At 45.2% G+C, this 22503-nt stretch carries 22 protein-coding genes; 14 read left to right on the forward strand and 8 right to left on the reverse strand.

Annotated features, from left to right (window positions below):
• Positions 1-7 precede the first annotated feature (7 nt).
• Genes LCF41_RS04140 through LCF41_RS04150 form a run of 3 tightly spaced genes read right to left on the reverse strand, consistent with a single transcriptional unit; the run spans position 8 to position 1885 of the window.
• A complete protein-coding gene (locus LCF41_RS04140; protein WP_225087009.1) occupies positions 8-460 on the reverse strand; it encodes a hypothetical protein in 453 nt (150 codons plus the stop codon).
• Positions 461-462: 2 nt separating this feature from the next.
• On the reverse strand, positions 463-693 hold the full coding sequence (locus tag LCF41_RS04145) for a 2-hydroxymuconate tautomerase family protein (RefSeq protein ID WP_225087010.1): 231 nt from the start codon (positions 691-693) through the stop codon (positions 463-465).
• Positions 694-706: 13 nt separating this feature from the next.
• A complete protein-coding gene (locus LCF41_RS04150) occupies positions 707-1885 on the reverse strand; it encodes an MFS transporter (protein WP_225087011.1) in 1179 nt (392 codons plus the stop codon).
• 793 nt (positions 1886-2678) lie between these two features.
• On the opposite strand from LCF41_RS04150, the gene LCF41_RS04155 reads away from it, so the two are divergent.
• The 14 genes from LCF41_RS04155 (at position 2679) to LCF41_RS04220 (ending at position 17115) form a co-directional block, all read left to right on the forward strand.
• Positions 2679-4985 carry a PEP-utilizing enzyme gene (locus LCF41_RS04155; protein WP_225087012.1) on the forward strand — a complete coding sequence of 769 codons (2307 nt, stop codon included), beginning with the start codon at positions 2679-2681 and terminating at the stop codon, positions 4983-4985.
• Positions 4982-5596 (forward strand): gamma-glutamyl-gamma-aminobutyrate hydrolase family protein, encoded by a 615-nt coding sequence (locus tag LCF41_RS04160; RefSeq protein WP_225087013.1) that lies wholly within the window; start codon positions 4982-4984, stop codon positions 5594-5596. Before LCF41_RS04155 ends, LCF41_RS04160 begins: the two co-directional genes overlap by 4 nt.
• On the forward strand, positions 5584-6381 hold the full coding sequence (locus LCF41_RS04165; protein ID WP_225087014.1) for a phosphocholine cytidylyltransferase family protein: 798 nt from the start codon (positions 5584-5586) through the stop codon (positions 6379-6381). Before LCF41_RS04160 ends, LCF41_RS04165 begins: the two co-directional genes overlap by 13 nt.
• A gap of 114 nt (positions 6382-6495) precedes the next feature.
• Positions 6496-7242 (forward strand): HD domain-containing protein, encoded by a 747-nt coding sequence (locus LCF41_RS04170; protein ID WP_225087015.1) that lies wholly within the window; start codon positions 6496-6498, stop codon positions 7240-7242.
• On the forward strand, positions 7242-7721 hold the full coding sequence (locus tag LCF41_RS04175; protein WP_225087016.1) for a CYTH domain-containing protein: 480 nt from the start codon (positions 7242-7244) through the stop codon (positions 7719-7721). The genes LCF41_RS04170 and LCF41_RS04175 overlap by 1 nt, the downstream gene beginning before the upstream one ends.
• Positions 7715-8302 (forward strand): nucleoside/nucleotide kinase family protein, encoded by a 588-nt coding sequence (locus tag LCF41_RS04180; protein ID WP_225087017.1) that lies wholly within the window; start codon positions 7715-7717, stop codon positions 8300-8302. Before LCF41_RS04175 ends, LCF41_RS04180 begins: the two co-directional genes overlap by 7 nt.
• Complete coding sequence (locus tag LCF41_RS04185; RefSeq protein WP_225087018.1) at positions 8303-9106, forward strand: sulfite exporter TauE/SafE family protein; 804 nt, start codon at positions 8303-8305, stop codon at positions 9104-9106.
• A 38-nt stretch (positions 9107-9144) separates the two neighbouring features.
• Positions 9145-10029, forward strand: a complete 885-nt coding sequence (locus tag LCF41_RS04190; protein WP_119873417.1) for a hypothetical protein — start codon at positions 9145-9147, stop codon at positions 10027-10029.
• A 220-nt stretch (positions 10030-10249) separates the two neighbouring features.
• Positions 10250-10831 (forward strand): GDP-mannose pyrophosphatase NudK, encoded by a 582-nt coding sequence (nudK, locus tag LCF41_RS04195; RefSeq protein ID WP_225087019.1) that lies wholly within the window; start codon positions 10250-10252, stop codon positions 10829-10831.
• A 392-nt stretch (positions 10832-11223) separates the two neighbouring features.
• Entirely contained in the window at positions 11224-12489 is a 1266-nt protein-coding gene (locus tag LCF41_RS04200) for an ABC transporter substrate-binding protein (RefSeq protein ID WP_225087020.1), read from the forward strand.
• A 63-nt stretch (positions 12490-12552) separates the two neighbouring features.
• On the forward strand, positions 12553-13434 hold the full coding sequence (locus tag LCF41_RS04205; protein ID WP_012773434.1) for a carbohydrate ABC transporter permease: 882 nt from the start codon (positions 12553-12555) through the stop codon (positions 13432-13434).
• Between the two features lies 1 nt (position 13435).
• Complete coding sequence (locus LCF41_RS04210) at positions 13436-14248, forward strand: carbohydrate ABC transporter permease (RefSeq protein ID WP_225087021.1); 813 nt, start codon at positions 13436-13438, stop codon at positions 14246-14248.
• A 36-nt stretch (positions 14249-14284) separates the two neighbouring features.
• Complete coding sequence (locus tag LCF41_RS04215) at positions 14285-15370, forward strand: ABC transporter ATP-binding protein (RefSeq protein WP_225087022.1); 1086 nt, start codon at positions 14285-14287, stop codon at positions 15368-15370.
• 221 nt (positions 15371-15591) lie between these two features.
• Positions 15592-17115, forward strand: a complete 1524-nt coding sequence (locus LCF41_RS04220; RefSeq protein WP_225087023.1) for a glycosyl hydrolase 53 family protein — start codon at positions 15592-15594, stop codon at positions 17113-17115.
• Between the two features lie 74 nt (positions 17116-17189).
• On the opposite strand, the gene LCF41_RS04225 is transcribed toward LCF41_RS04220, so the two are convergent.
• The 5 genes from LCF41_RS04225 to licT all read right to left on the reverse strand — a co-directional run bounded on the left by LCF41_RS04225 (position 17190) and on the right by licT (position 22359).
• Positions 17190-18221: a LacI family DNA-binding transcriptional regulator gene (locus tag LCF41_RS04225; RefSeq protein WP_225087024.1), complete on the reverse strand. Its 1032-nt coding sequence runs from the start codon at positions 18219-18221 to the stop codon at positions 17190-17192.
• A 224-nt stretch (positions 18222-18445) separates the two neighbouring features.
• Entirely contained in the window at positions 18446-19207 is a 762-nt protein-coding gene (locus LCF41_RS04230; RefSeq protein WP_225087025.1) for an amino acid ABC transporter ATP-binding protein, read from the reverse strand.
• A gap of 53 nt (positions 19208-19260) precedes the next feature.
• Complete coding sequence (locus tag LCF41_RS04235; protein ID WP_225087026.1) at positions 19261-20205, reverse strand: amino acid ABC transporter permease; 945 nt, start codon at positions 20203-20205, stop codon at positions 19261-19263.
• On the reverse strand, positions 20202-21098 hold the full coding sequence (locus LCF41_RS04240; protein WP_225087027.1) for an ABC transporter substrate-binding protein: 897 nt from the start codon (positions 21096-21098) through the stop codon (positions 20202-20204). The genes LCF41_RS04235 and LCF41_RS04240 overlap by 4 nt, the downstream gene beginning before the upstream one ends.
• 412 nt (positions 21099-21510) lie before the next feature.
• Positions 21511-22359 (reverse strand): BglG family transcription antiterminator LicT, encoded by an 849-nt coding sequence (licT, locus tag LCF41_RS04245; RefSeq protein WP_225088095.1) that lies wholly within the window; start codon positions 22357-22359, stop codon positions 21511-21513.
• Between the last annotated feature and the right edge of the window lie 144 nt (positions 22360-22503).

Below are 22503 nucleotides of genomic sequence, written 5' to 3' on the forward strand. Positions count from 1 at the left end.
TTATCCTTTAAGCTGCGGACTCCCAGAAGAAGTGCAGGTATTCCTGTTTATATTCGGCAAATACGGATACCAGCATATCAGTGTCTGCCTCATACATCAGCAAAGCCCCGAGAAAGCGTTGATTAGACAAGGGGAAAGCTGGTGGTTGCCGTAGATCGCCGCAATAATTCTCGACCAGTGTATTAAATGTGGCCTCGTCTATGTGCTTAAAATCAGCGCTTAACAGATAGTTTTCGAGATTCCCCAATCCATCTGCCAATTCTGCACAAATCCAGAAGAGTAACCCGTTATCCATAGCGTCTTTTGGGGATCTGCTTATACAAATATTCTGTTCAGATTCGGCAGAGGTGAAATCTTCTGCGATATAACGCTGTACAGAAAATCTGGGATAAATAACATCTAATGATGCTGTTCCAGATCGATTTTTCAGGAATGAGATCAACGCATTGCGGTTAAACATAATTAATCTGTATCAAATTCCTTGGAAGGTTTCCCTGCGGCTTTCCTTAACTCCGTCACCGGCACGCCGCCGATTCCCCAGTTGTCCGTGTCGACTTCATCAATCACCACTACGGTGGTTTTTGGGTTTTTGTTTAGCACATCGACCAGCAGTTGGGTGACGCCCTCAATTAGCTGACGCTTTTGTTCCGCGGTGGCACCTTCATTGGTGATTTTGATGTTGACGTATGGCATGGATTCTCCTGGGTTATGGTCGTGGTCGACAGTAGGGGAAACAGAGCCCCGCCGCGATGAAAAGTGCTGCTGCGCTGCACAGTATCGCTGGCGCGATAGCGTTGGTATTCGTCAGGGCGCTGGTGAGCAGTGGGCCAAGAATTTGGCCAATGCCGTAAGTGAGCGTCACTAGACCAAGCAGATTGATGCTGTGCGGTGCGCGTAGTCGTTTGGCTAAGGGCATCACCAGCGAGGTCGTTCCCATAAAGGTAGCACCAAAGCCGATGCAGCTGAATATCAGCGCTACGGGGGAGTGGCTGAACAGCGTCAGCAGAACGCATACGCCCTGAATGAGCAAGTTTGCTGTCAGGCAGGGCAAGGTTCCCCAGCGGCTGGCAGCCCATAGCCAGAAAAAACAGCCGGGAATGATGGCCAGCCCAACCAGCGACCAGAGATGAAGAGATAAACGCGGCATACCCAGTGCAGTCACCATCAACGGCAGATAGGTGGCGATGATGATGTACCCGAATCCTGCAAGACCATACAGCAGTGCAAGCCGCCTCCAGCTAAGCAGAGGCGGCTCATCGGTATTCGTCAGCGGCTGTGGCGCGACACTGGATTTAGGCGGCGAAAGGATGAATAAGGCAAGCAGAAGTAGCGCGGAGAGCAGAGCGGCACCCCACCATAATAGTTCGGCGGTGAGGGCGTAATGCCGTCCGATGATAATGTATTCATTGCCCAATACGATCCCCACGCCGACTCCGGCATAGAGCGAGGCGATAACGCGAGCCTGCCTACTGTGATGCTGGGTGTGGTGCAAAATGGTCAAAGAACCGAAGATCATCATCGCTGCGCTGGCGATCCCGGCGAGGAAACGAATGAGCATGACCAGCATCGTGTGGGTAGTCAGGGGCATTGCGAAGAGCAAAATGCCGGTCGCGACGGCTGCGCTAAACAGCAGGAACATGGGGTGAGAGGCTGAGGCGCGACGGCTGAAAGAGAAAAACAGGCTACCGAACAGATAGCCAGCGTAGTTCGCGCTGGCAATATAGGAAAGCTGGTTGAAGGTGAAGCTGCCCTCTTCCAGCATCACGGGCAGCATCGGCGTATACAAAAAGCGTCCAAGCCCCATACCTAACGCGAGCACGATCGTCCCGAAAAGGGCAAGCGTCAGCGTATCCGAGAGGGGAACCAGGCGAGGACGATCCATCATGCGACAACCCAAAGTACAGAGAACATGTCGTTATCCTGCCCGTTTTCTCATCAAATAAAAGTGAATAGTCGTGAGCAGGTTGATGACGCAACGAGAACGTTTTGTGGCCGCTCTATTCGTTTGCAAATGAAAATCCAACATCAAGGCGTTGTGTTTCTATGCTCTCTCATTTCAAGGATATCGGACAATACATATTAGCTAGTGTCAGTCAGGGACTTGCGACGAGTCATCACTTTTCTCTGTTGTTAAATATTCGCTTACCCATAATAACTGTTAATACTGTCCTCAAGGATTTGGTATCCATTTTATTAATGGGGTTTTATTGATGAGTATAAGTTCTATTAATAATGGTTTCAAATGTTTACTATTAAATTAATTAATTCTTAGAAGGAATATTATTATCTAATGATGATTAGAACATGACGTGTTTTTTTAATATCGTTTATTGAATGTTGAAGATGTTGGGTTTTCTAAAAATATGAATGATTGCTCATTCTTATCTATCTTGGTTTTTTTCGGTCAACGCCAAGTTTTTTTTCTTCTGTAATGAAAATGAAATATAAACATACAATAATTTACACGCTTAGGGAAACAAGTGCGTTTCCATCTATATGGCTGAATTAGTGAGTGTTAGAAGCTAAACATAGCTAGAACTCCAGTCGCCTACGTTATGACTCATATTTATCATTCAAGTTGATAGATTTTCCTTTCAGGTAAATCCTGCCAATAACTGATTGTATGGTACGTCATGTCTATGTAGAACGTGATAATATAATTGCTGTCTGGACTAAACATGAAATTGGAATTTAAAACTAAATCTGACACACTTGCTGCCCTTTATCGTAATCTTAAATTTGCAAATATTTTGCCTAGTTATTCTTTCACCGTTCATGAATGGATATCTAACCGACATAAAGTAGTTGAACATGTACTTGAAGATGATAGCCTCACCTCTGATATTATTGTTCGTTCAAGTTGTACTCTCGAAGACGCTTGTTCCGGAAGCAGTGCTGGTGCTTTTCATTCAGCAAGAAGTTTACGCAAAGAGAATTCAATAACGAAGACGGTTAATGCCGTAATTGATTCTTATGGCCGAATTGATGCGTCTGATAAGGTTCTTGTTCAGCCTTTTCTGAAAGGGACTAAAATGAGTGGGGTTGCGTTTAATCGCGATCCTCGAACTGGTTCACATTATGATGTCATAAATTATACTTTTAATGATGACACGTCTCTGGTGACATCTGGGCGTGGAACCGATTTGCGGACATATATTTCATCGTGTAATTCTGAGGTTGAGCATGGTGAATTAAAAGGTGTCATTCTTCTCCTCCGGGAATTGGAATCCATTTATGGCGATCGGCCTCTTGATATAGAGTTTGCTGTCGATTCCGATCATCAGTTGATTTTATTACAAGTCAGACCATTTGTGGGCGTTCCTATTGCCAATGTGGAGGTTTGCAGACATCAGCAGCTTTTGCGTGAAATACAGGATGCGACTTCGGAGTTCCTGGCTCCAGATTCGCGCCTCTCTGGACAGAAAGGGTTGTTGGGGATTATGCCAGACTGGAATCCTGCCGAGATTCTTGGTGTCCGACCCCGTCGATTGGCGTTATCTCTATATCGATTTCTTATAACGGATACCGTGTGGGCAACTGAGAGAAGGAAATACGGTTACAGGGATACACGATATATTCCATTGATTGTGAGTTTACACGGTATTCCGTATGTGGATGTTCGTGCGAGTTTCAATTCACTCGTGCCTGCGGATTTACCCCAATCTATTTGTGATCGCTTTGTCTCATCTTGTTTACAAAGGCTTATTGATAATCCTCAATTGCATGACAAGGTAGAATTTGAGGTTATTCCTACGTGTTATACTTTTGATATTGATGCCAAACTCGACAAACTCTCGGATATTAATTCAGAAGATAAATTATCTATCAAACGTTCGTTGTTGAACCTTACGCAAAGCTATTTTTCGGGTAATGGTCGTAAAAGGATTGCATCCGATCAGGCGAAGCTCAACAAACTTGTTCAACTTCAGAGAGCGGGCGAGCAATCCAGCATTTCTGATGTAGCACGGATCTATCAAACATTGGTTGAATGTAGAAAATATGGGACGGCTCCCTTTGCTGGATTAGCTCGTGCTGCATTCATTGGTATGGATATTCTAAGGTCGGCCGTGAATCAGGGCATTATTTCCGAACAGACATATTCCCATTTTTTGGCTTCACTCAGAGCCCCTGCTTCCAGGCTTCTTGAAGACATGCCTCGCCTTGAACGGGATGATTTTTTGAGAATTTACGGCCATTTGCGCCCTGGAACCTATGACATAAGGGTTCCCTCCTATTCTCAGGACCCCGATCGGTATCTCTCATTTGATATGCCATTTAATAAAAATCGTATTAATTGGCAGCTTGATCCAGAAGAGGAAAGAGCACTGGAATCCGCTCTAGCGAAAGAAGGGCTGATAATCAGCGCGTATTCTCTGATGGAGTTTATACAGCAGGCCGTTGTCGCGAGAGAAGAAGCCAAATTTATCTTTAGCCGATCGGTATCACGTGTGTTGGATATTATTCGTAATCTTGGGCTGAAACTTGGATTTAACGAGGATGCCCTTTCGAACTCTGACATCATGGATATCATTGAATCACGAACAAACAGCAGTGGTCTGAAGAGAACATTGGAAGCGTCTATTTGCCGAGGAAGAGAGCACGACATAGAGACACATTCACTTACGCTTCCTCCACTTATCACTGCTCAGGGAGATGTTTCAGCCTTTCACATTCCCACTGCTCGACCAAATTTCATAACGAGAAAGGTTGCGGAAGGTTGTATTAGGTCTGCCGACAGTGAGGATTTGAAAAATGCAATTGTCATGATTCCTAACGCCGATCCTGGTTTTGATTGGTTATTCGGGAAAGGTATCCTGGCTCTCATTACCGCCTATGGTGGCTCTAATTCACACATGGCTATCAGGGCTGCCGAACTTGAGGTTCCCGCGATTATTGGGGCGGGAGAGTCGCTGTTTAATTCATGGTTATCTGCCAGAAAACTTCGTATTGATTGTTCCGTCGAACGTGTGGAGGTCATCGAATGAAATTCGCAGCTATCACCATGCGTAGTGACATGATTATTAGTCGAAATGAGCGGCGGGATAGCCTGGATGTACGATGGTATCCATTCCTTAATGCGTTAGGTGCTCAGCCTATTATCGTACCGAATGATCGCTTTATTGCCGAACAGATCCTAGTTAATAGCAATATTGATTTTATCGTTTTGAGCGGTGGAGGGGATGTTTCTTCTGTATCAGGAAGAAGAACGGAAAGAGATCAGGTTGAAGAAATTTTCCTGGCGTATTCAAAAGAAAAAAATATCCCAGTCATTGGTGTGTGTCGTGGGATGCAGAAAATGGTTGAACATTGTGGTGGGAAATTACGAAAAGTCGAGCGGCATACCAATATAAGGCATCGGGTAACGGGTATTCATTATTCACAGGTTAATTCTTTTCATAATTATGGTATTGAAGAAATGCCTGAACAGTTAATTCCTTTTGTATTGGCTGATGATGGCACTGTTGAGGCATTTTTTAGCAAAGAATTAAACTGGCTTGGAGTGATGTGGCACCCTGAGCGAGAAGAACCTTTTTCGAAAATTGATTTGATTACTATTATGAATTTTTTAAAAGGAGTTATACCATGCACGGTTTAATACTTGCTGCGGGGCGTGGTTCACGCTTGGGGGCATTAACCGACTCTGCGCCAAAGTGTACTATAAAAGTACATGGGGTTAGCCTGTTGGATAGACAGATCAATGCAATGAAGCTTGCGGGCGTGAGAGATATTGCTGGTGTGACAGGATATTGTTCAGAATTAATTAATTGTTATTTTTCTGATAGCTTTCAAAACAAAGACTGGTCGCAAACGAATATTGCAGGATCATTATATTGCGCAGAGCCTTGGCTTAATGAAGATACTACTATCGTTAGTTATGGGGATATTTTTTATCCTTCCAGCGCTGTTGCTTCTTTGAACGACGCCCACGGTGATATCGTTTTAGCTTATGATCCTAATTGGTTATCTTTATGGGAATCAAGATTCATTGATCCATTTTCTGATGCGGAAAATTTTCAGTTCATTGACGAAAATGTCTCTGAAATATGCGGCCAAATTATATCCGAAAGTGGAAAGGATGCCATAGCAACAAGCAGGCGGAAGATGACAAAGATCGGTGGCCGTGCTGAGAGAAAATCCAGAGTAGATGGTCAGTATATGGGGCTTTTTAAAATTACGCCGAGCGGTTGGAAAGCACTTAAAGAATGTACAAGCGATCCTGATGATGGCGTGAATTTTTCTCAGTTAGATATGACATCGCTATTTTCCTTCGCGATTGATAAAGGTATTAGTATCTATTCTGTACCGATAAGCGGTCCATGGGGTGAGGTTGACCATCCAAGTGATATCTTACTTTATGAAAGAATGTACCCAACTATATAAAGTATTGTTCTAGAGTGGCTGTATTAATGATTTTTTTATTTTTATTACGATCTTACTGAGAGGAAGTAAATCCTATTCAATCGCGGGATATTCATCGCGAGGTAATAATTTCTATTGAAAATAGATAAAAAGGAAAATACCACCAGAACGGTGTCGATTCCATACGCATATCAACATAACCATATTAAAAAGGTAGAAAGACCAATGAAAATTCCTTCGCGTCAAAAATGCTACGAAATCTTTGATAATTATTCTGTTCCAAGCCCAATTCGCAGACATTGCGAAAAAGTTACCGATGTTGGGGTGCTATTGGGACGTCATCTGCAGGTGGCTGGCGTTGAAATCGATATGAATTTATTGGAAGCCGGCTGCTTACTTCATGATGCTTTCAAGGCTGCATCTCTTAAATCACTGGAACCGCGTCCAGAATGGGGTTATGCACCCTCTGAGCGTGAAATAGAAATTTGGTCGGAACTGCGTGAACGTTATGAAGGTATGCATGAAACGTTGATCGTTGCCGAAATTTTTAAGAATGAATATCCAGAATTTTCCAACTTCCTGAAGATGATTGGTTCTACCGGTAACCCTTCGTATCTTCTTGGTGGCGTTGAACTTAAAGTGCTTCATTATGCTGACTGGCGCGTTCAACTGGTTGATATTGTTTCTTTCGACGATCGCCTTGCTTATCTTCGCGAAACATACCGGGAAAGTTGGGAAAAACACGGGGTCTCGTGGGATGAACGATATGATCAGGAAAAGCGTCTTGAAAAAGAAATTTTCATTCATCTGGATTTTGGACCTGATGATTTAAATATCGAGCTTGAGAATGCATCCCAAGTGACCGTCGAAGGAAAAGACTGATGGTTGAGATTGAACGCAAATTTCTTATCGCTTCGGATGAATGGCGTGAACGGGTTGTTGATCAGATTCGAATACGACAGGGCTATTTGACGTCTGATAACACGGTTAACTCAATTCGGGTAAGAACGGTAGGAAAAGAAGCCTGGATTACCATTAAAAGCGTTGGTTACTTAAAGCGTCAGGAGTTTGAATATAAGATTCCTTTCGACGATGCTCTGCAGATGCTTGACAATCTATGTCCTGGTTATATTACCGAAAAGATACGATATCGCGTCCTTGAAAAAGAAATTATGTATGAGGTGAATATATTTGAAGGCGTGAATGCGGGTTTAAGCATGGTTGAGGTTGAGCTTTCAAGAGAAGATGAAGTTATTCAAATGCCATCTTGGGTCGGTCAGGAGGTTACACATGATAGCCGATATTATGGTGCCTTTATTGGCGATAATCCCTATACGTTATGGACGGTTGAAAAATGCTGATGAATGGAGTTGTTAGTGATAATCGCGTAATAAAAGGGATTATTATTGAAGGAGTGGAGTGTAGTGGAAAGACCACACTCATTCAGCGTATTCGCTCTGATGTTATTTCTTATGATTGCATCATGCTTGGGCACCAAAGCGGTTCGCAATTTGATCGTTACATGCGAGATTACATGGTTAACGAACGGGTGATATTCAATAGGTCTCATTACAGTGAATTGATATATAGTCGTTTATGGGATCGGGGAGTTCCTTTCTCTACGTCAGAACTGGATGTATTGAATGATTATATTCATCGGAATTTTATTACCATTCTGTGTACCGCTGATGTCTGTTCCTTGGCTGAACGCTATGCCAAAAGACAGTACAAGCAGAAGGTAAATCTGAATGAATTGTCTGAAGTGAAATCTCTATTTGATGATGTACTTACTCCAAAAGCAGACTATATCTACAGCAGTAATGATGTACTGGAATTAGATAAAGTATTGGATTATGTAAAGACCAGATTAGATGTTCGGTCTAAGGGGCAAGTAGAGCGACTCCTTGATGTTTCAATTACTGCTTCTGCTGAGAAAGGGTAAATGATAATTACATGGGGTTTGGGCGCATCGCTTGCGCTACTGGCGGCCTGCACCTCGGCGATTGCTGCGACGACTGGCGTTGGCGGTGTACTCTTGCTGAGTGCGCTTTACATGCTTTTGCCCGACCCACGTCTTGTGATTCCAATGCATGCATGCGTCAGTCTTGTCAGCAATGCGACCAGATTAATTGCTTACTGGCGTTTTATCGATGTGGGTATTTGGGCGCGGTATATGATTGGCGCAATGCCTGGCGTGGCTGCCTCGACATTCATCCTGTATCGCTTATTCAGCGACTATGATGCAATATCACCTTACTTCATGATTATAATAGGAATTGTTGTTTGGTGGAGTACGTATTCTGGTTCAAAGAGGCGTGAGGTAGATCGTAGTCCAGCGGTGAATTTTTATGCGGTTGGAGCCTTTTCTGCACCTGTAAGTATGCTTTTTGGCGCGAATGGTGCTGTCTTAGCTCCCTATTTTCTTAAAACAGATATAGGGCGACAAAGGATTGTTGCTACATCCACTGCATGCCAATTTAGCCTCCATCTAATTAAAATTCCAGCAATCTACACGATTATTTATGGGCTGCTTTCAGGTGAAAATAGCAGTGTAGAATATGACTCAGTGATATTGTCAGTATTTTCCATGGTAACCGCATCAATATTAGGGACGCTGCTTGGTGGGAAGTTACTAGAAAATATGAATGAAACAAAATTTAACATCATATATAGGACGGCTATGTATTTAATTTCATCAAAAATATTCATTTTTGATGGGTTGTTAAAAACACCGTTTTTTCACTAAAAAACTAATAATTAAATATATCAGAAAGGATAAGTATCATGCTATTCGAGAAAAATATTAGCCGTTGGAAACCAATGAAAGAAGTTAATTCACGTGAGTTTAAGGCATTGTTACGTCCTGATTTCTTTGAGGGATCTCGGGAAGAAGGGTACAAAATAGTTTGGGAAAGAATTAAACAGGCGAGTTTAGCTCATGGTTTTGGCGTAGAAGATGTATCGGATCCATTCAGTGAAACACACAAAATAAAAGAGTATTTTGATACTGAAGATCTTGCTTTGCGAAAAAGAGGCCTTCTTATCAGGCAAAATTCAAAAGTGATCGATGGTTCAGTGGTTTACCCTGCATCCTTAACAGCAAAAGAGCTAGGAAGAAATACTTACCGTGTTCTTGGCACAAGGCTGGATTTCGCCGAAGGGATTACAGGGAAAAGTGAGGTTGAGGAAAAAATCGCATTGAATGATGAAGGTACACTTGATGGGTATGTTGAGATTAAAAGAAAGATCTATCTGAGCCAACCTCGTGAAGCAACTACACTCAGGTACTTTGCGGATATATTCCCGGAGCTTAAACATGTCAGAATGGATATTGACACCGAGCTGACGTCTTACCGGATGCACAGCCATCGAATTTACCCTGGGGCTATTATTCTTACGGATAAGCGACGTATAACATTTGATATTGAAGCATGTTTATATGAGGGGGAAACCTCGCCATTTGTTGTGGGGTGCTCATATACCCTTGATACTCCAAAATATCATGATATGAACAAGTCACATAAAAAAGCAGAGGATTTTCTTTGCTCAGTCATTGAGGGGGCGTGTAAGGACTTAATTTACCCTGGTGCCGGGCGATGGTTGGGGTCGAAACTGTCAATGATGCTTGAGAAAAATACAAACCAAATTTTAGGTTTTGAGAATGTGTAAAATACACCTTTCTTCACGGTGCTATGGCTGAAGATACAAAGACGTAGCGTTGTTCCGAAATATGACATTCTGATTAGTCGCGGAAAATGGCGTATCATCATTACAGTTTTAAAAGCCCTGACCTTGTGTCAGGGTAGGAATCTCTTCTTTGTTCTGTTATTCGGGTTAGATAATAGAACGTTGGGGAGTCCTTCCAGCCATCGATCGCCGAGGTGTTTGCATGTCGTCTCCCATTGATATCGTCGAAAAGAAGCTGCTGTCCGACCACTGGTTTATCCTTCATAAATATGTTTTTGATTTAAAAAGAAAGAATGGCGGCGTAGTCCGCCAGATTCGTGAGGTTTACGACCGTGGTGATGGCGCGACGATTCTGCTGTACAACCGGGCGAAAGGCACGGTGATCCTGACGCGGCAGTTCCGTATTCCTACCTACGTCAACGGTAACGAAAGTGGCATGTTGCTGGAAGCGTGCGCGGGATTACTGGACGATCATTCGCCCGAAGAGTGCATCCGCAATGAGGCGATAGAAGAAACCGGTTATGCGGTCGGTAACGTCGAGAAGCTGTTCGATGCCTATATGTCGCCTGGCGGTGTCACAGAACGGCTGCACTTCTTTGCGGCCGAATACGATGAATCGCTACGGGATAACTCGGGCGGTGGTGTAGAAGATGAAGATATCGAAGTGCTGGAATTGCCGTTCAGCGAAGCCGTCGCGATGATGAACGATGGTCGGATTAAAGACGGCAAAACCATCATGCTGCTACAGCACGCGATCATTCGCGGCTGGTTTGCCAGGGCATAGAGAGGTTTTGCGGCACACGGGTCTCGTCGTGTGCCTCTTGATATGGTGTGGTAACGCTTTCATTTTTGTGCCATTTCATGGTGCCAGTGTGATTGTGGTTAATATTAGCCGAATAACCGTTTTCTCTGTTTTTATATTTCCATTTTTTGTTTTATTTTCAATGCTATGATCTGATTTTTGTCTTTATTTTGATCGATTTTATCGGCTGGTATACGCGTTATAAAGGGAAAATTTTCCTAAAATTTTTGTATTTAGATCGAATATTTAGTCATTTCTCTTCCTGTTGTGTGACCCGTATCACCGGATGAAAGAATGTAAGCGGTGTAACTCGTTGCTTCATTATGCAGTAACTCATATTCTCTCTTTACAAAAAGTAAAGAAGGACTGCTCTGATGAAGATCAAGAACAAAGTATCTACCCTATTTGCAGTTTCATTCCTCACGCTGGGTTTATCGAGTCATAGCCTGGCTGCTGAAGTCACCGTGTGGGCCTGGGATCCTAACTTCAATGTCGCGGCAATGCATGAGGCATCGTCGATATATAAAAAAGCCGATCCCAGTTTTAGTCTGAAAGTGATCGACTCAGGTAAAGAGGATATTGAGCAGAAATTAAATACCATGTTAGCTTCAGGGGTTAAAAACTCGCTTCCCGATATTGTGCTTATTGAAGATTATAATGCTCAGAAATACCTTCAGGCTTATCCTGATTCGTTTATCCCATTGCAGGACGCTATCGATTATAGCCAGTTTGCACCGTATAAAACGAAAGTGATGACGGTCGGGAATAAGGTCTACGGCGTGCCTTTTGATTCCGGCGTGGCAGGAATGTTCTATCGACTCGATTATCTGGAGGCTGCCGGATATAAAGAGAGCGATATGGTGAATATTACCTGGGATAAATATATTGAGATCGGCAAGCAGGTAAAAGCTAAAACCGGCGTTGATATGCTGACCTACGATATGAATGATGTGGTGCTTCCTCATATTATGATGCAGTCCGGTGGAGAATGGTTCTTTGATAATCAAGGGCAACTCAATCTCACCAAAAACAATGCTCTGAAAGAAACATTAAAAACGATTAAAGCGATTAATGACGCAAAAATTGCACGCCCTATCTCGGGCTGGTCGAGTTTTGTGGGGAGTTTTAATGCCGGAAAATCGGCAAGTGTGGTTTCTGGTGTATGGGTGATTGGTTCAATTAAAAGCGCCGCAGATCAGAAAGGAAAATGGCGCGTTGCACCGATCCCACGGCTGAATCTCGACAACGCGGTTCATGCCTCCAATCAGGGGGGATCGAGCTGGTATGTCTTAAAGGGGGGCAAAAACACGAAACAGGCGATTGAGTTTTTGCAGAAAACCTTCGCGGCGGATAGCAATATGTATCAAACCCTTTTGGTCGATCGTGGGGCGCTCGCCACCTTCCTGCCCGCCACTTCCGGCCCTGCTTACGCGGTACAGGATCCGTTCTTTGGTGGGCAAGCTGTGTTCGCTGATTTTTCTAAATGGGTGACTGAAATTCCACAGGTTTCCTACGGTATGTATACCCAGGAAGTTGATAACGCCATTGCTGCTGAAATACCTGCATTACTGAAAGGCGATTCTGTCGATGACGTGTTAAAACGCGCCGAAACGACACTAAAAAATCAGATTATGCAGTAGCGAGTGTGAGCTTGAGGGCGGAAAGCCCTCAAGCATTTCTCTCCGGAAATCGATGGTGTGATAATGATGTATAAACCTAAAATGAATAGGCTTTATAACATCAACGGCTGGGCTTTCGTCGCTACCGCTGTTGGGTTAATTGCCTTAATGACGATATACCCTATTTTCAAATCACTTTGGCTCTCTTTTCAATCTGGCCGTGGTGTGGTGACACAATTTGTTGGCCTGGGAAATATCATTCGGTTATTCAATGATCCTATGTTCAAAACGGCACTTTGGAATACGTTGACCTTTCTGGTAATCCAAGTCCCGATTATGATTTTATTATCATTGGCTATTTCTTCTTGTTTGAATTCGTCTCAGCTTAAATATCGTCAGTGGTTTAGGATCGCGATCTTTTTACCCTGCGTGACCTCACTGGTTGCCTACTCAATTCTTTTCAAGAGTATGTTTGAACTGGATGGCGTGATTAATTCATTCTTACTGTTTATTCATGTTATTGACGATCCGATTCCGTGGCTATCCGATCCTTTCTGGGCGAAGGTGACTATCATTATTGCCATTACGTGGCGCTGGACGGGATATAACATGATATTCTATCTTTCCGCGATGCAGAATATTGATAAGTCCATTTATGAAGCTGCCCGGGTTGATGGTGTCAGCCCAATTAAGCAATTTTTCTTCATTACGATCCCGTTATTGAAACCGGTCATTCTTTTTACCAGCGTGACATCAACGATCGGCACATTACAGTTGTTTGATGAAGCGATGAATATCACGAATGGTGGCCCGGCAAATGCGACGCTGACGTTATCGCTTTATATTTATAACCTGTCATTCAAGTTTGTGCCTAACTTTGGCTATGCGGCAACGGTTTCCTACGTCATTGTTGTTTTTTCAGCAATATTGGCACTGATTCAGTTTAAAGCAGCGCGGAAGGGATGATATGAGGAAAAGTAAAGTTAACAGCCTACTCATGCATATTTTTCTCGTGTTGATGAGTATTTTTTCGCTTTTCCCTTTCTATTGGATGGTGGTGTCGAGCACAAATAGCACCAGCCAAATCAACATGGGGAAATTCACGTTTGGCGATCAATTACTGGTCAATTTTACCAATCTGACGAGCCAGGTTGATCTGGCGCTGGTGTTCTGGAACACGTCAAAAATTGCGTTGATCAGTACGGTGTCCACGCTTGTCGTGTGCTCTATCGCAGGCTATGCGTTTGAAATTTATGCCAGTAAGAATCGTGAGCGTGTCTATGTGGCGTTACTCACGACGATGATGATTCCGTTTGCGGCATTAATGATCCCGCTTTTCACCATGTTTGGTAAGGCGGGGTTACTGGATACCCATTTTGCGGTGATCATGCCGACCGTGGCCGGGGCATTTATTATTTTCTACTTTAGGCAATGTACTAAAACGTTTCCGCGAGAGTTGATTGATGCGGCGCGTGTGGAAAGCGTCGCTGAGTGGAAAATTTTCCTGTATGTCTACGTGCCGATTATGCGCGCCAGTTATTCCGCTGCTTTTATTATTGTTTTCATGACGTCATGGAATGCGTTTCTCTGGCCGCTTATTGTCCTTCAATCTAACGAATTAAAAACGATCAATCTGGTGTTATCGAGTTTTGCTTCCGCTTACTCGCCAGATTTCGGATTGATTATGGTTGGAACGGTGATTTCTACACTACCCAGTTTACTTATCTTCTTTGCCATGCAGAAGCAATTTATCGCCAGCATGACGGGCGCGGTAAAGTAATACGCTCTCAATGGAAAATTAACGTTTGAGGTTCACATGGCTGATATTTTACTAAAAAATATAGTGAAACGTTACGATAAGACGGAGACGATCCATCGTATCAATCTTGAAATTAATTCTGGCGAATTTGTGGTATTCGTTGGCCCATCGGGATGTGGTAAATCGACGTTGCTAAGAATGATCGCTGGATTGGAAGAAATAACAGACGGCGAAATTCATATTGATAACCGCTTAGTTAACCATTTTGATCCCGCAGAACGAGGGATTGCGATGGTTTTCCAATCCTATGCGCTGTACCCGCATATGACCGTGGCTGAAAACATGGGATTCGGGTTAAGAATGAATGGGCACCCCAAAGCTGAAGTCGAAAGAATGGTGCGAAAGGCGGCGATGACGCTTCAGCTCGAAGGACTGTTGGATCGTACACCGAAGCAACTGTCTGGTGGCCAGCGCCAGCGCGTTGCGATTGGGCGGGCCATTGTACGCGACCCTAAAGTGTTTTTATTCGATGAGCCTCTCTCGAACCTCGACGCCGAATTACGCGTGGAAATGCGTTTACAGATTGCCCGACTGCACCAGGAAATGCGTAACACCATGATATATGTAACGCACGACCAGGTGGAAGCGATGACGTTGGCGGATAAAATCGTGGTGTTAAACAAAGGATATATTGAGCAGGTTGGCACACCGATGGAGCTATACCATAAGCCGGAGAATCTTTTTGTTGCCGGTTTTATCGGTTCGCCGAATATGAATTTTCTACCCGGTGAGGTGACACAGGTTGAAGGAAATAACGTGAGTATTTTGATCAATAAGCTCAATACACTTTCCGTGAATCTTGCGAATCACGGATTGCATGCCGATCAGAAAATTACCGTAGGTATTCGCCCTGAACACCTGAGTATTGATCCGAATGGCGGAGACGTCAGTTTGTCGATCAATAGTGAAGTCACTGAAAGGCTAGGTAATGCCACGTATATTTTTGGTGCTTACTCTGGTGTGAATCATTTCAAGGTGCATTTGTCGGGTGATAACAGTATTGCGCCTTACTCAACGATTCCGCTGACATGCCGTAGTGAAAATCTGCATTTTTTTGATGAAAACGGAAAACGTATTAATTAAAAACCACATGTCTGTCATGTTGAGAATGATGCCATTGAAAATACTATATGGCGTAAATGGAAAGTAATAAATCTAACCAGGTGACTATTAATATGAGTCGCTTGGTTTTTTATGTGAAGTTTATTTTTTTATCAATATCCCCCTCTGTTTTTTGAATCTGTACCTGGGTGTTTATTAAGGTAATAAACACCTTTTAAGCGTGTTACCTCAAGGAGAAATGAATGAAAAAGAATAATTATTCAGGAATGATCTCTGTACTGTTAATGCTGTTTATCGGGTTCATGGCGACCAATCTGGCTAAGGCGGCACAGCCGTTTGCTTATGGCGCAGATATTGGTTGGGTAAAGCAATTGGAAGATCGGGGTGTCACCTGGCGTGACGATACCGGAACCCAGCGTGATGTATTGCAGATCTTGCGCGATCACGGCATAAACGCTGTGCGGCTGCGTATTTTTGTTAACCCCGATCCCAGCGCGCTATGGCATAAAGATAATACGACCTGGACGCTGCTCGGCTATACCGATAAAACCCGCGTGGTGAGTGCCGCACAGCGTGCCAAAGCGATGGGCATGCGCGTCATGGTGGATTTTCACTACAGCGATGTTTTTGCGGATCCTGGTCATCAAATCAAGCCCGCAGCGTGGGCGAACTACAATCTTAGCCAATTAACAACGGCCGTTTATAATCACACGCATGAAGTGATGAGCGCATTGGTATCCGCAGGCGTGACGCCTGAATGGGTGCAGGTCGGCAACGAAATGAACCCAGGGATATTACTACCGGAAGGCAGTACCAGTCGGTTTGCCAATTTAACGCAGCTACTGAATGCGGGCTATGATGCAGTTAAAGCGGTCAGCCCTTCCTCTAAAGTGATTAGCCATTTGGCGCATGGAGATAATAATTCAAACGCTCGCTGGTTTTTTGACAATTTCCTCACCACATACGGTGGTAAAACCGATGTGATTGGCTTTTCATTCTACCCCTATTGGGAGGGGAAAAATTATTGGGAGCTCACTGGTGCACTGGCTAGCAACCTCAACGATATGGCGAGCCGGTATGGTAAGGAAGTCATGGTCGTTGAAGTCGGCGGTTTGGAAACTAACCCAACAGACAGTTACTGGACGATTAGGGATACCATTAACCTTGTTAAAGCGGTGCCGGGGAATAAAGGCATTGGGGTTTTTTATTGGGAACCTGCGGGTAATGCCAGTGTGTTGCCGGATGGCTATGCATTAGGCGCGACGACGCGCGTTTCAAACAATGTATTGCAATTTACCCGGGCACTGGACGCATTTGCCGAATCGCAAATCAATTTTATCAGCGGAACACGTTATAAGATCGCTAATCGACATAGCGGTAAATCGCTCAATGTCGTGGGCGGTTCGCATGAAGATAGCGCATTGCTTGAGCAATACAGCGATGGTAACTGGGACAGCCAGCGCTTTTATTTTAACGCGGTGGGTAATGGTTATTTTAATCTGGTGAACGTTAATAGTGGAAAATACATTGATATTGCCGCCAGTGCCAATGACGACGGGGCGCAGATTATCCAAATGTATAACACCGGCCATTTTAGCCAGCAATGGCTGATTTTAGATGCGGGTGATGGCTACTATAAAATCATGAATAGAAATAGCAGAAAGCTTTTGGATATCAGTAGTCGTTCGACAGAGAATGGCGCATCCGGTATTCAATGGAATGATAACGGAGGATGGAATCAGCTGTGGAAAATAACCGCTAATTGATGTTCTCTGGCCGCTTACTCATAAGGGTAGGGAAAAGGTCAGAAATATCAGTGACATATTATAAACGGACATCGTTACGTCGTGCTGAGTGTGAAGCTTTCGCGCCAGACCATCTCATAACCAACCTGTACGTGTTTCTTATAATAGCGTCCTGCTACCAGCTCTAAAAATAGATCGACAGCGGCTTCGCCCATTTCAGTCGGGTAGAGCCGCATTGTCGTCAAGCTGGGATTCAGATGCTGTGCCGTGGGGATATCATTCATCCCGATCACTTTTATTTGCTTAGGGATGGCAATGCCTTTCTCTTGAATCGCACGGTACACGCCAATAGCGATAATGTCTGTTGCGGCGAACACGACATCTGGCCACGCTTTTTGTTGCAGCAACTCATTCATCGCCTGATAGCCGGACTCAATACAGAATAACTGGCTGACCTTGCATCGCGATTCGTGATAGATGCCGTATTTTTGGGTTATCTCTTGGAATACATGCAGCCGGCTTTCATTATTCCCGATAAATGCGGGACGCTGAGCGCCGCTCTTCACAATGTAATGTAATACTTCGCGTGCCGCCGCTTCCCGATCAAAAAGCACGGCGTCACATTTTTTATCGAGGGGGGCGGAGTCGATGAAAATCAGGTTTTTATTTAATGAATAGATTAAGGCGATATCGCTTTCGCTAAAGTGACCTACGCAAATAATCGCCTGCGCCTGGGCTAAAGTATGGCTGTTGGAAGATAAATTTGTGGTGAATAGATTGCGTAACGAAATATTAAAATGGTGGCAGCGGTTTTCAATGCCAATGCGCATGGCGGTGAAATAAGGGTCGTTGAGTTCTTCTGAGGGCGTAAGAAAATGGACGACGGCGAGATTTAATACATTGTCGTTATCCCTTTTGAAATGAGAGCGTACAACAAGCGAATTCTCTAACCGTTTTTTCTGCTGCTTACGTTGTGTCGGCGATAAATAGGCCAACTCATGAGCAATGTTCTTAATGAGTTGGCGCTTTTCTTTGGTTATGGACAGGCTGGGATCGTTATTAAGTACGCGAGAAACCGTTGAGGCGGCCACTCCGGCTTTTCGAGCAATGTCTGTAATCGTTGCCACAAAAAATTTTCCATCATTTGCCTATGGGCTGATAGTAGCGAATGCTTAATTAATTTAAAACGCTAATTATTCAAAAGTACGCTTAAATCTTCAGAAGTGCGACGAGTTCGTTTTGAACGCCGCTTGCGGCAGCCTTTTAGAGGGAAGCTCAGCCATGAGCCGAGTATTGCCAACGCACAAGCAGCTTGAAGTATGACGGGCATAAATAGTAGAACATGCCCTAATCACAGCACGGTTGAGAAAAAGGCCTGCGTGCGGCGGTTTTGCGGGGCGTCCAGTACCTGTCTGGCCGGGCCGGTTTCGACAATTCGGCCGTTTTCCATAAACACGATGTTATCGGCGATCTCACGGGCGAAGCCAATCTCGTGTGTGACGATAACCATCGTGATACCGGAATGCGACAGCTTCTTAATAACCTGAAGCACTTCACCAACCAGTTCCGGGTCTAATGCCGAAGTGGGTTCATCAAAGAGCATCACCTGCGGATTCATGGCGAGGGCGCGGGCAATCGCGACCCGCTGCTGTTGGCCGCCGGAAAGCTGGTGCGGCCAATCGTCGGCTTTCTCCGCGAGTCCGACCTGTCGCAGCAGCGAATACGCCTGATCGAGCACCTCCTGCCGTTCACGTTTTTTAACGCGCAGCGGGGCATCGCTCACGTTTTGCAGCACGGTACGGTGAGGGAACAGGTTAAAGTGCTGAAACACCATGCCCATCTTGCTGCGCTGGGCTGCGACCTGTTTGTCACTCAATTCATAGAGCCGATGGCCTTTCTGCCGATACCCGACCAGCGTGTCGCCAACGCAAATGGTGCCGCCATCGAGTTTTTCCAGATGGTTAATACAGCGCAGCAGCGTGGATTTACCCGCACCGGATGGACCCAGAATCGCAGTGACCGATCCGGCCTCCATCTGCAAATCGATGTCATCTAAAATCAGGTTTCCCGACAGGAATTTACGCACGTTTCGCAGTGTGATGGGCTCGCCCATAGTTGCCTTTCCTTCATCATTCATTGAGAGCACGACTTTGGTCGCCCGCCGATTCAGGTGCCGGGGGACTCGCTGGGCTGCTGCCGGTTCGCTGGCCGGGCGCGTTGGGTAAGCCTTGCAGCACGCGGTTTACGGCTTCTGCCTGGCTTGTTGCGTTTGAGCGTGGAACGGCCGAAATAGCGTTCAACATAGTATTGACCGACAGACAGCACGGAGGTCAGCAGCAGATACCAGATAGTGGCAACCAGCAGTAGCGGGATGACTTCATAGGTCCGCTGATAAATGATCTGTGCCGAATACAGCACATCCTGAAGCGAAATCACGGAAACTACCGCCGTGGTTTTCAGTTGGCCGATGACCTCGTTGCCTGCGGGAGGCAGAATGGCGCGCATCGCCTGCGGCAGAACGGTGTAGAAGAATATTTGCGGTTTACGGTATCCCAGCGCGCGGGCTGCTTCTAACTGACCGGGGTTGACGCTTTGAATGCCCGCACGAACGATTTCCGCCGCATAGGCAGACTGGTGCATGACCAGCGCCAGCACGGCGGCATTAAACGGGCTGATGAGCGTATTGCCGGGAACGCTGAAAAGTTCGCCGACAAACGGCAGCGAGAGCGAAATCGTCGGGTAGAGCGCTGCAATGTTATACCAGAGAAACAGCTGCACCAGCGTCGGGACGCCACGGAAGAACCAGGTATAGCCCCAACTGACCGCCACCAGCACCGGGTTGCTGGACAGGCGCATCAGCGCCAGTATCGTGCCTCCGCCAAAGCCTAATGCCACCGAAATGGCGGTCAGTTTCAGCGTCATGATGACGCCCTGAAGAATGGAGTCCTCTGTAAAACTGTCCACAACGACCCGCCATTCAAAACGGGGATTGTTCAGCACAGAATGGGCGATAGCGCCTAACAGCAGCAGAACCAGCAGGGCGCTGATCCAACGCCCGTAGTGTCGGTTGGCAACGATGTGCAGTTCCTGCTGCGGTGAGGGAGTACTCATCCGAAGATCTCTGCGTTACGTTTCGCCTCGGGGACTGCGCCGTAGCCGATGTCCCACTTATCCAAAATCTTCTGGTAGGTGCCATCTTTAATCAGCGAATTCAGCGCCGCCTGAACCGCGTCTTCCAGAGCCGAGTCTTTAGGGAACGCAATGGAAACAGGTGCATCGTTAACGGCGATATCACCACTGATGGTCAGCCGTTTTACCTGACTCACCTGATAGCGTAGTCCTTCATAAGGGCCGAAGAACAACGGTACGCGCCCGCTGATCACCGCCTGTACGCCAGACGGACGATCCGGGAAGATCGCGATTTTGATCGCGTCTTTCTGTTCTGCGACACACTGCTTGTCGGCTTCCTGCAAGCGCAGTAGCTGAGTGGTACCCGCTCCCGCCCCCACTTCTTTACCGCACAGCACGCTGAGGGAGGTAAAAGGCGCGACGTTAGCGTCTTTCAGGGAAATGATGGCCAGTTTTGACGCGTTGAAATAACCGATGAAATCGATTTGCTCAAGGCGCTTTGGCGTCGCATTGATATTCGACAGCGCCACATCGTAACGGCCTGATTTCAGACCGGGGATGATGTTGTCGAACCCGCCGGTATCGTTCCAGTTCACCGGCACGCCGAGCCGGTCACCAATCGCGTTCATGATATCGATCTCGCGGCCTGCCAGCGTTTTATTATCTTCCTGATAAAAGGTGGTTGGCGGCGTATTGGGGTTGGTGCCCGCAACGATAAAGCCTTTTTGCAGGACGGCCTCTGGCACTTTGGCTTTTAAGGCCGCATCGGACTGAACCTGAAAGGTGCGAGTGGTGGGGGCATTTTGCTCGGCAGAAAAGGCTGGTGGCATTACGCCAAGCATAAGTAATGGAAAGGCAAGCAGAGGTTTTTTCATTGTTTTTACCTGGGTTAACTAACATGCCTTTCTTCATAAGACATGAAAAAATAAATGGGTTTTTCTTATCAAAAGAAAAGGGCTTATGCGGTATGTGATTTGCCAAACGGCATTTTTTGACACCTTTTCTCTTTTAATCGTCAGGGTAAAACAGGACAAATAAAAAAAGGTTATAAGTTATAAGCGAGCGATTTTGTTAATTTTGTTATTGGATTTCGGGAGAGTGAAATGTATTTTTTACTATGATAAACAGAGGGGTAGCGTTTATTTCGTTATTCGCTTGACTGGGTTGAAGGCTAAAGAATAAATATCGCAAAGCAAAGGCAATCAGAACATATACCCGAAAGGGGACCGGTGATAATGGCAGAACTCTTGCCCAATAGCGGCGTTTCGCCTGGCTATTGGGAAGGGGTTATTTTTCCGGGGTGATGCGGACGATATGAATAATCAGGTACAACATTTCATCGTTAGAGATGTCGATGTTGAGCAGGTTGTGAATATAGTCTTTGATCAGTCGGCTACATTTGTACGCATCAGGATACTCTTTGGTGACCTGTTCAAAAATAAAGTCATCATTGGAATGAATTAGGCTATTTTCTAGCAGACGCTGAATGAAGAATTGCATATGCGTCAGGAAACGAGAGTAGTTAATCGACTCTTTATCAATCACGATATGGAAGTTGTACTGGATGATATTAAAGATATCTTTCAGCATCTTGACCGACTGGAGCGTGTTTTCCATATTCTGGACGTCGGTTTGGGCGTTGACCAAATGAAACGCGATATTGCCTGCTTCCTCTTCGGGTAATTCCAGCTTCATCTGTTGGTTAATGTCGTTGAGCGCCCGCGAGGCAATCGCGAATTCCTGCGGATAAAACCGCTTTACCTCATAAAGCAGACGATTTTGTATTCTGATGCCTTTGCGATAGCGCTCAATCGCAAAGCTGATATGGTCGATCAGCGTAAAAAAGACCTGCTCGCTCAAGCGACCATGAAGCTGCCTGTTCGCATCATCAATAATCTTATTCACGATGTGAACATATTCTTCCCCAACGTGCTCAATCAGACGAGCAAATTCGCGTGGCGATGTACCATCCTTGAGAATAAAGGTCTTCTCAATTTTTGCCGGATCGAGAATATCGCCGGTCTTGCTGTTAAAGCCGATTCCTTTCCCCATAACAATGATTTCGTTGTTATTTGCATCGGAAGATAACACCAGGCTATTGTTCAGTATTTTTATTGCTTTTATCGGTTCAGCCATCATGCGTTTCTTGAGTGATTCAGTGGGAAAGCCAGTGAGATAAGCTAGCTTCATGATGTGTCACGTTGCGGGAAATAGGCTTCCTGCAACGTGACATATCCGGCGTCGTACTTATCCCCGCTTTAACAAAATGGTGTACTGGGT

The sequence above is a fragment of the Pectobacterium colocasium genome (assembly GCF_020181655.1).
Taxonomy (GTDB): Bacteria; Pseudomonadota; Gammaproteobacteria; order Enterobacterales; family Enterobacteriaceae; genus Pectobacterium; species Pectobacterium colocasium.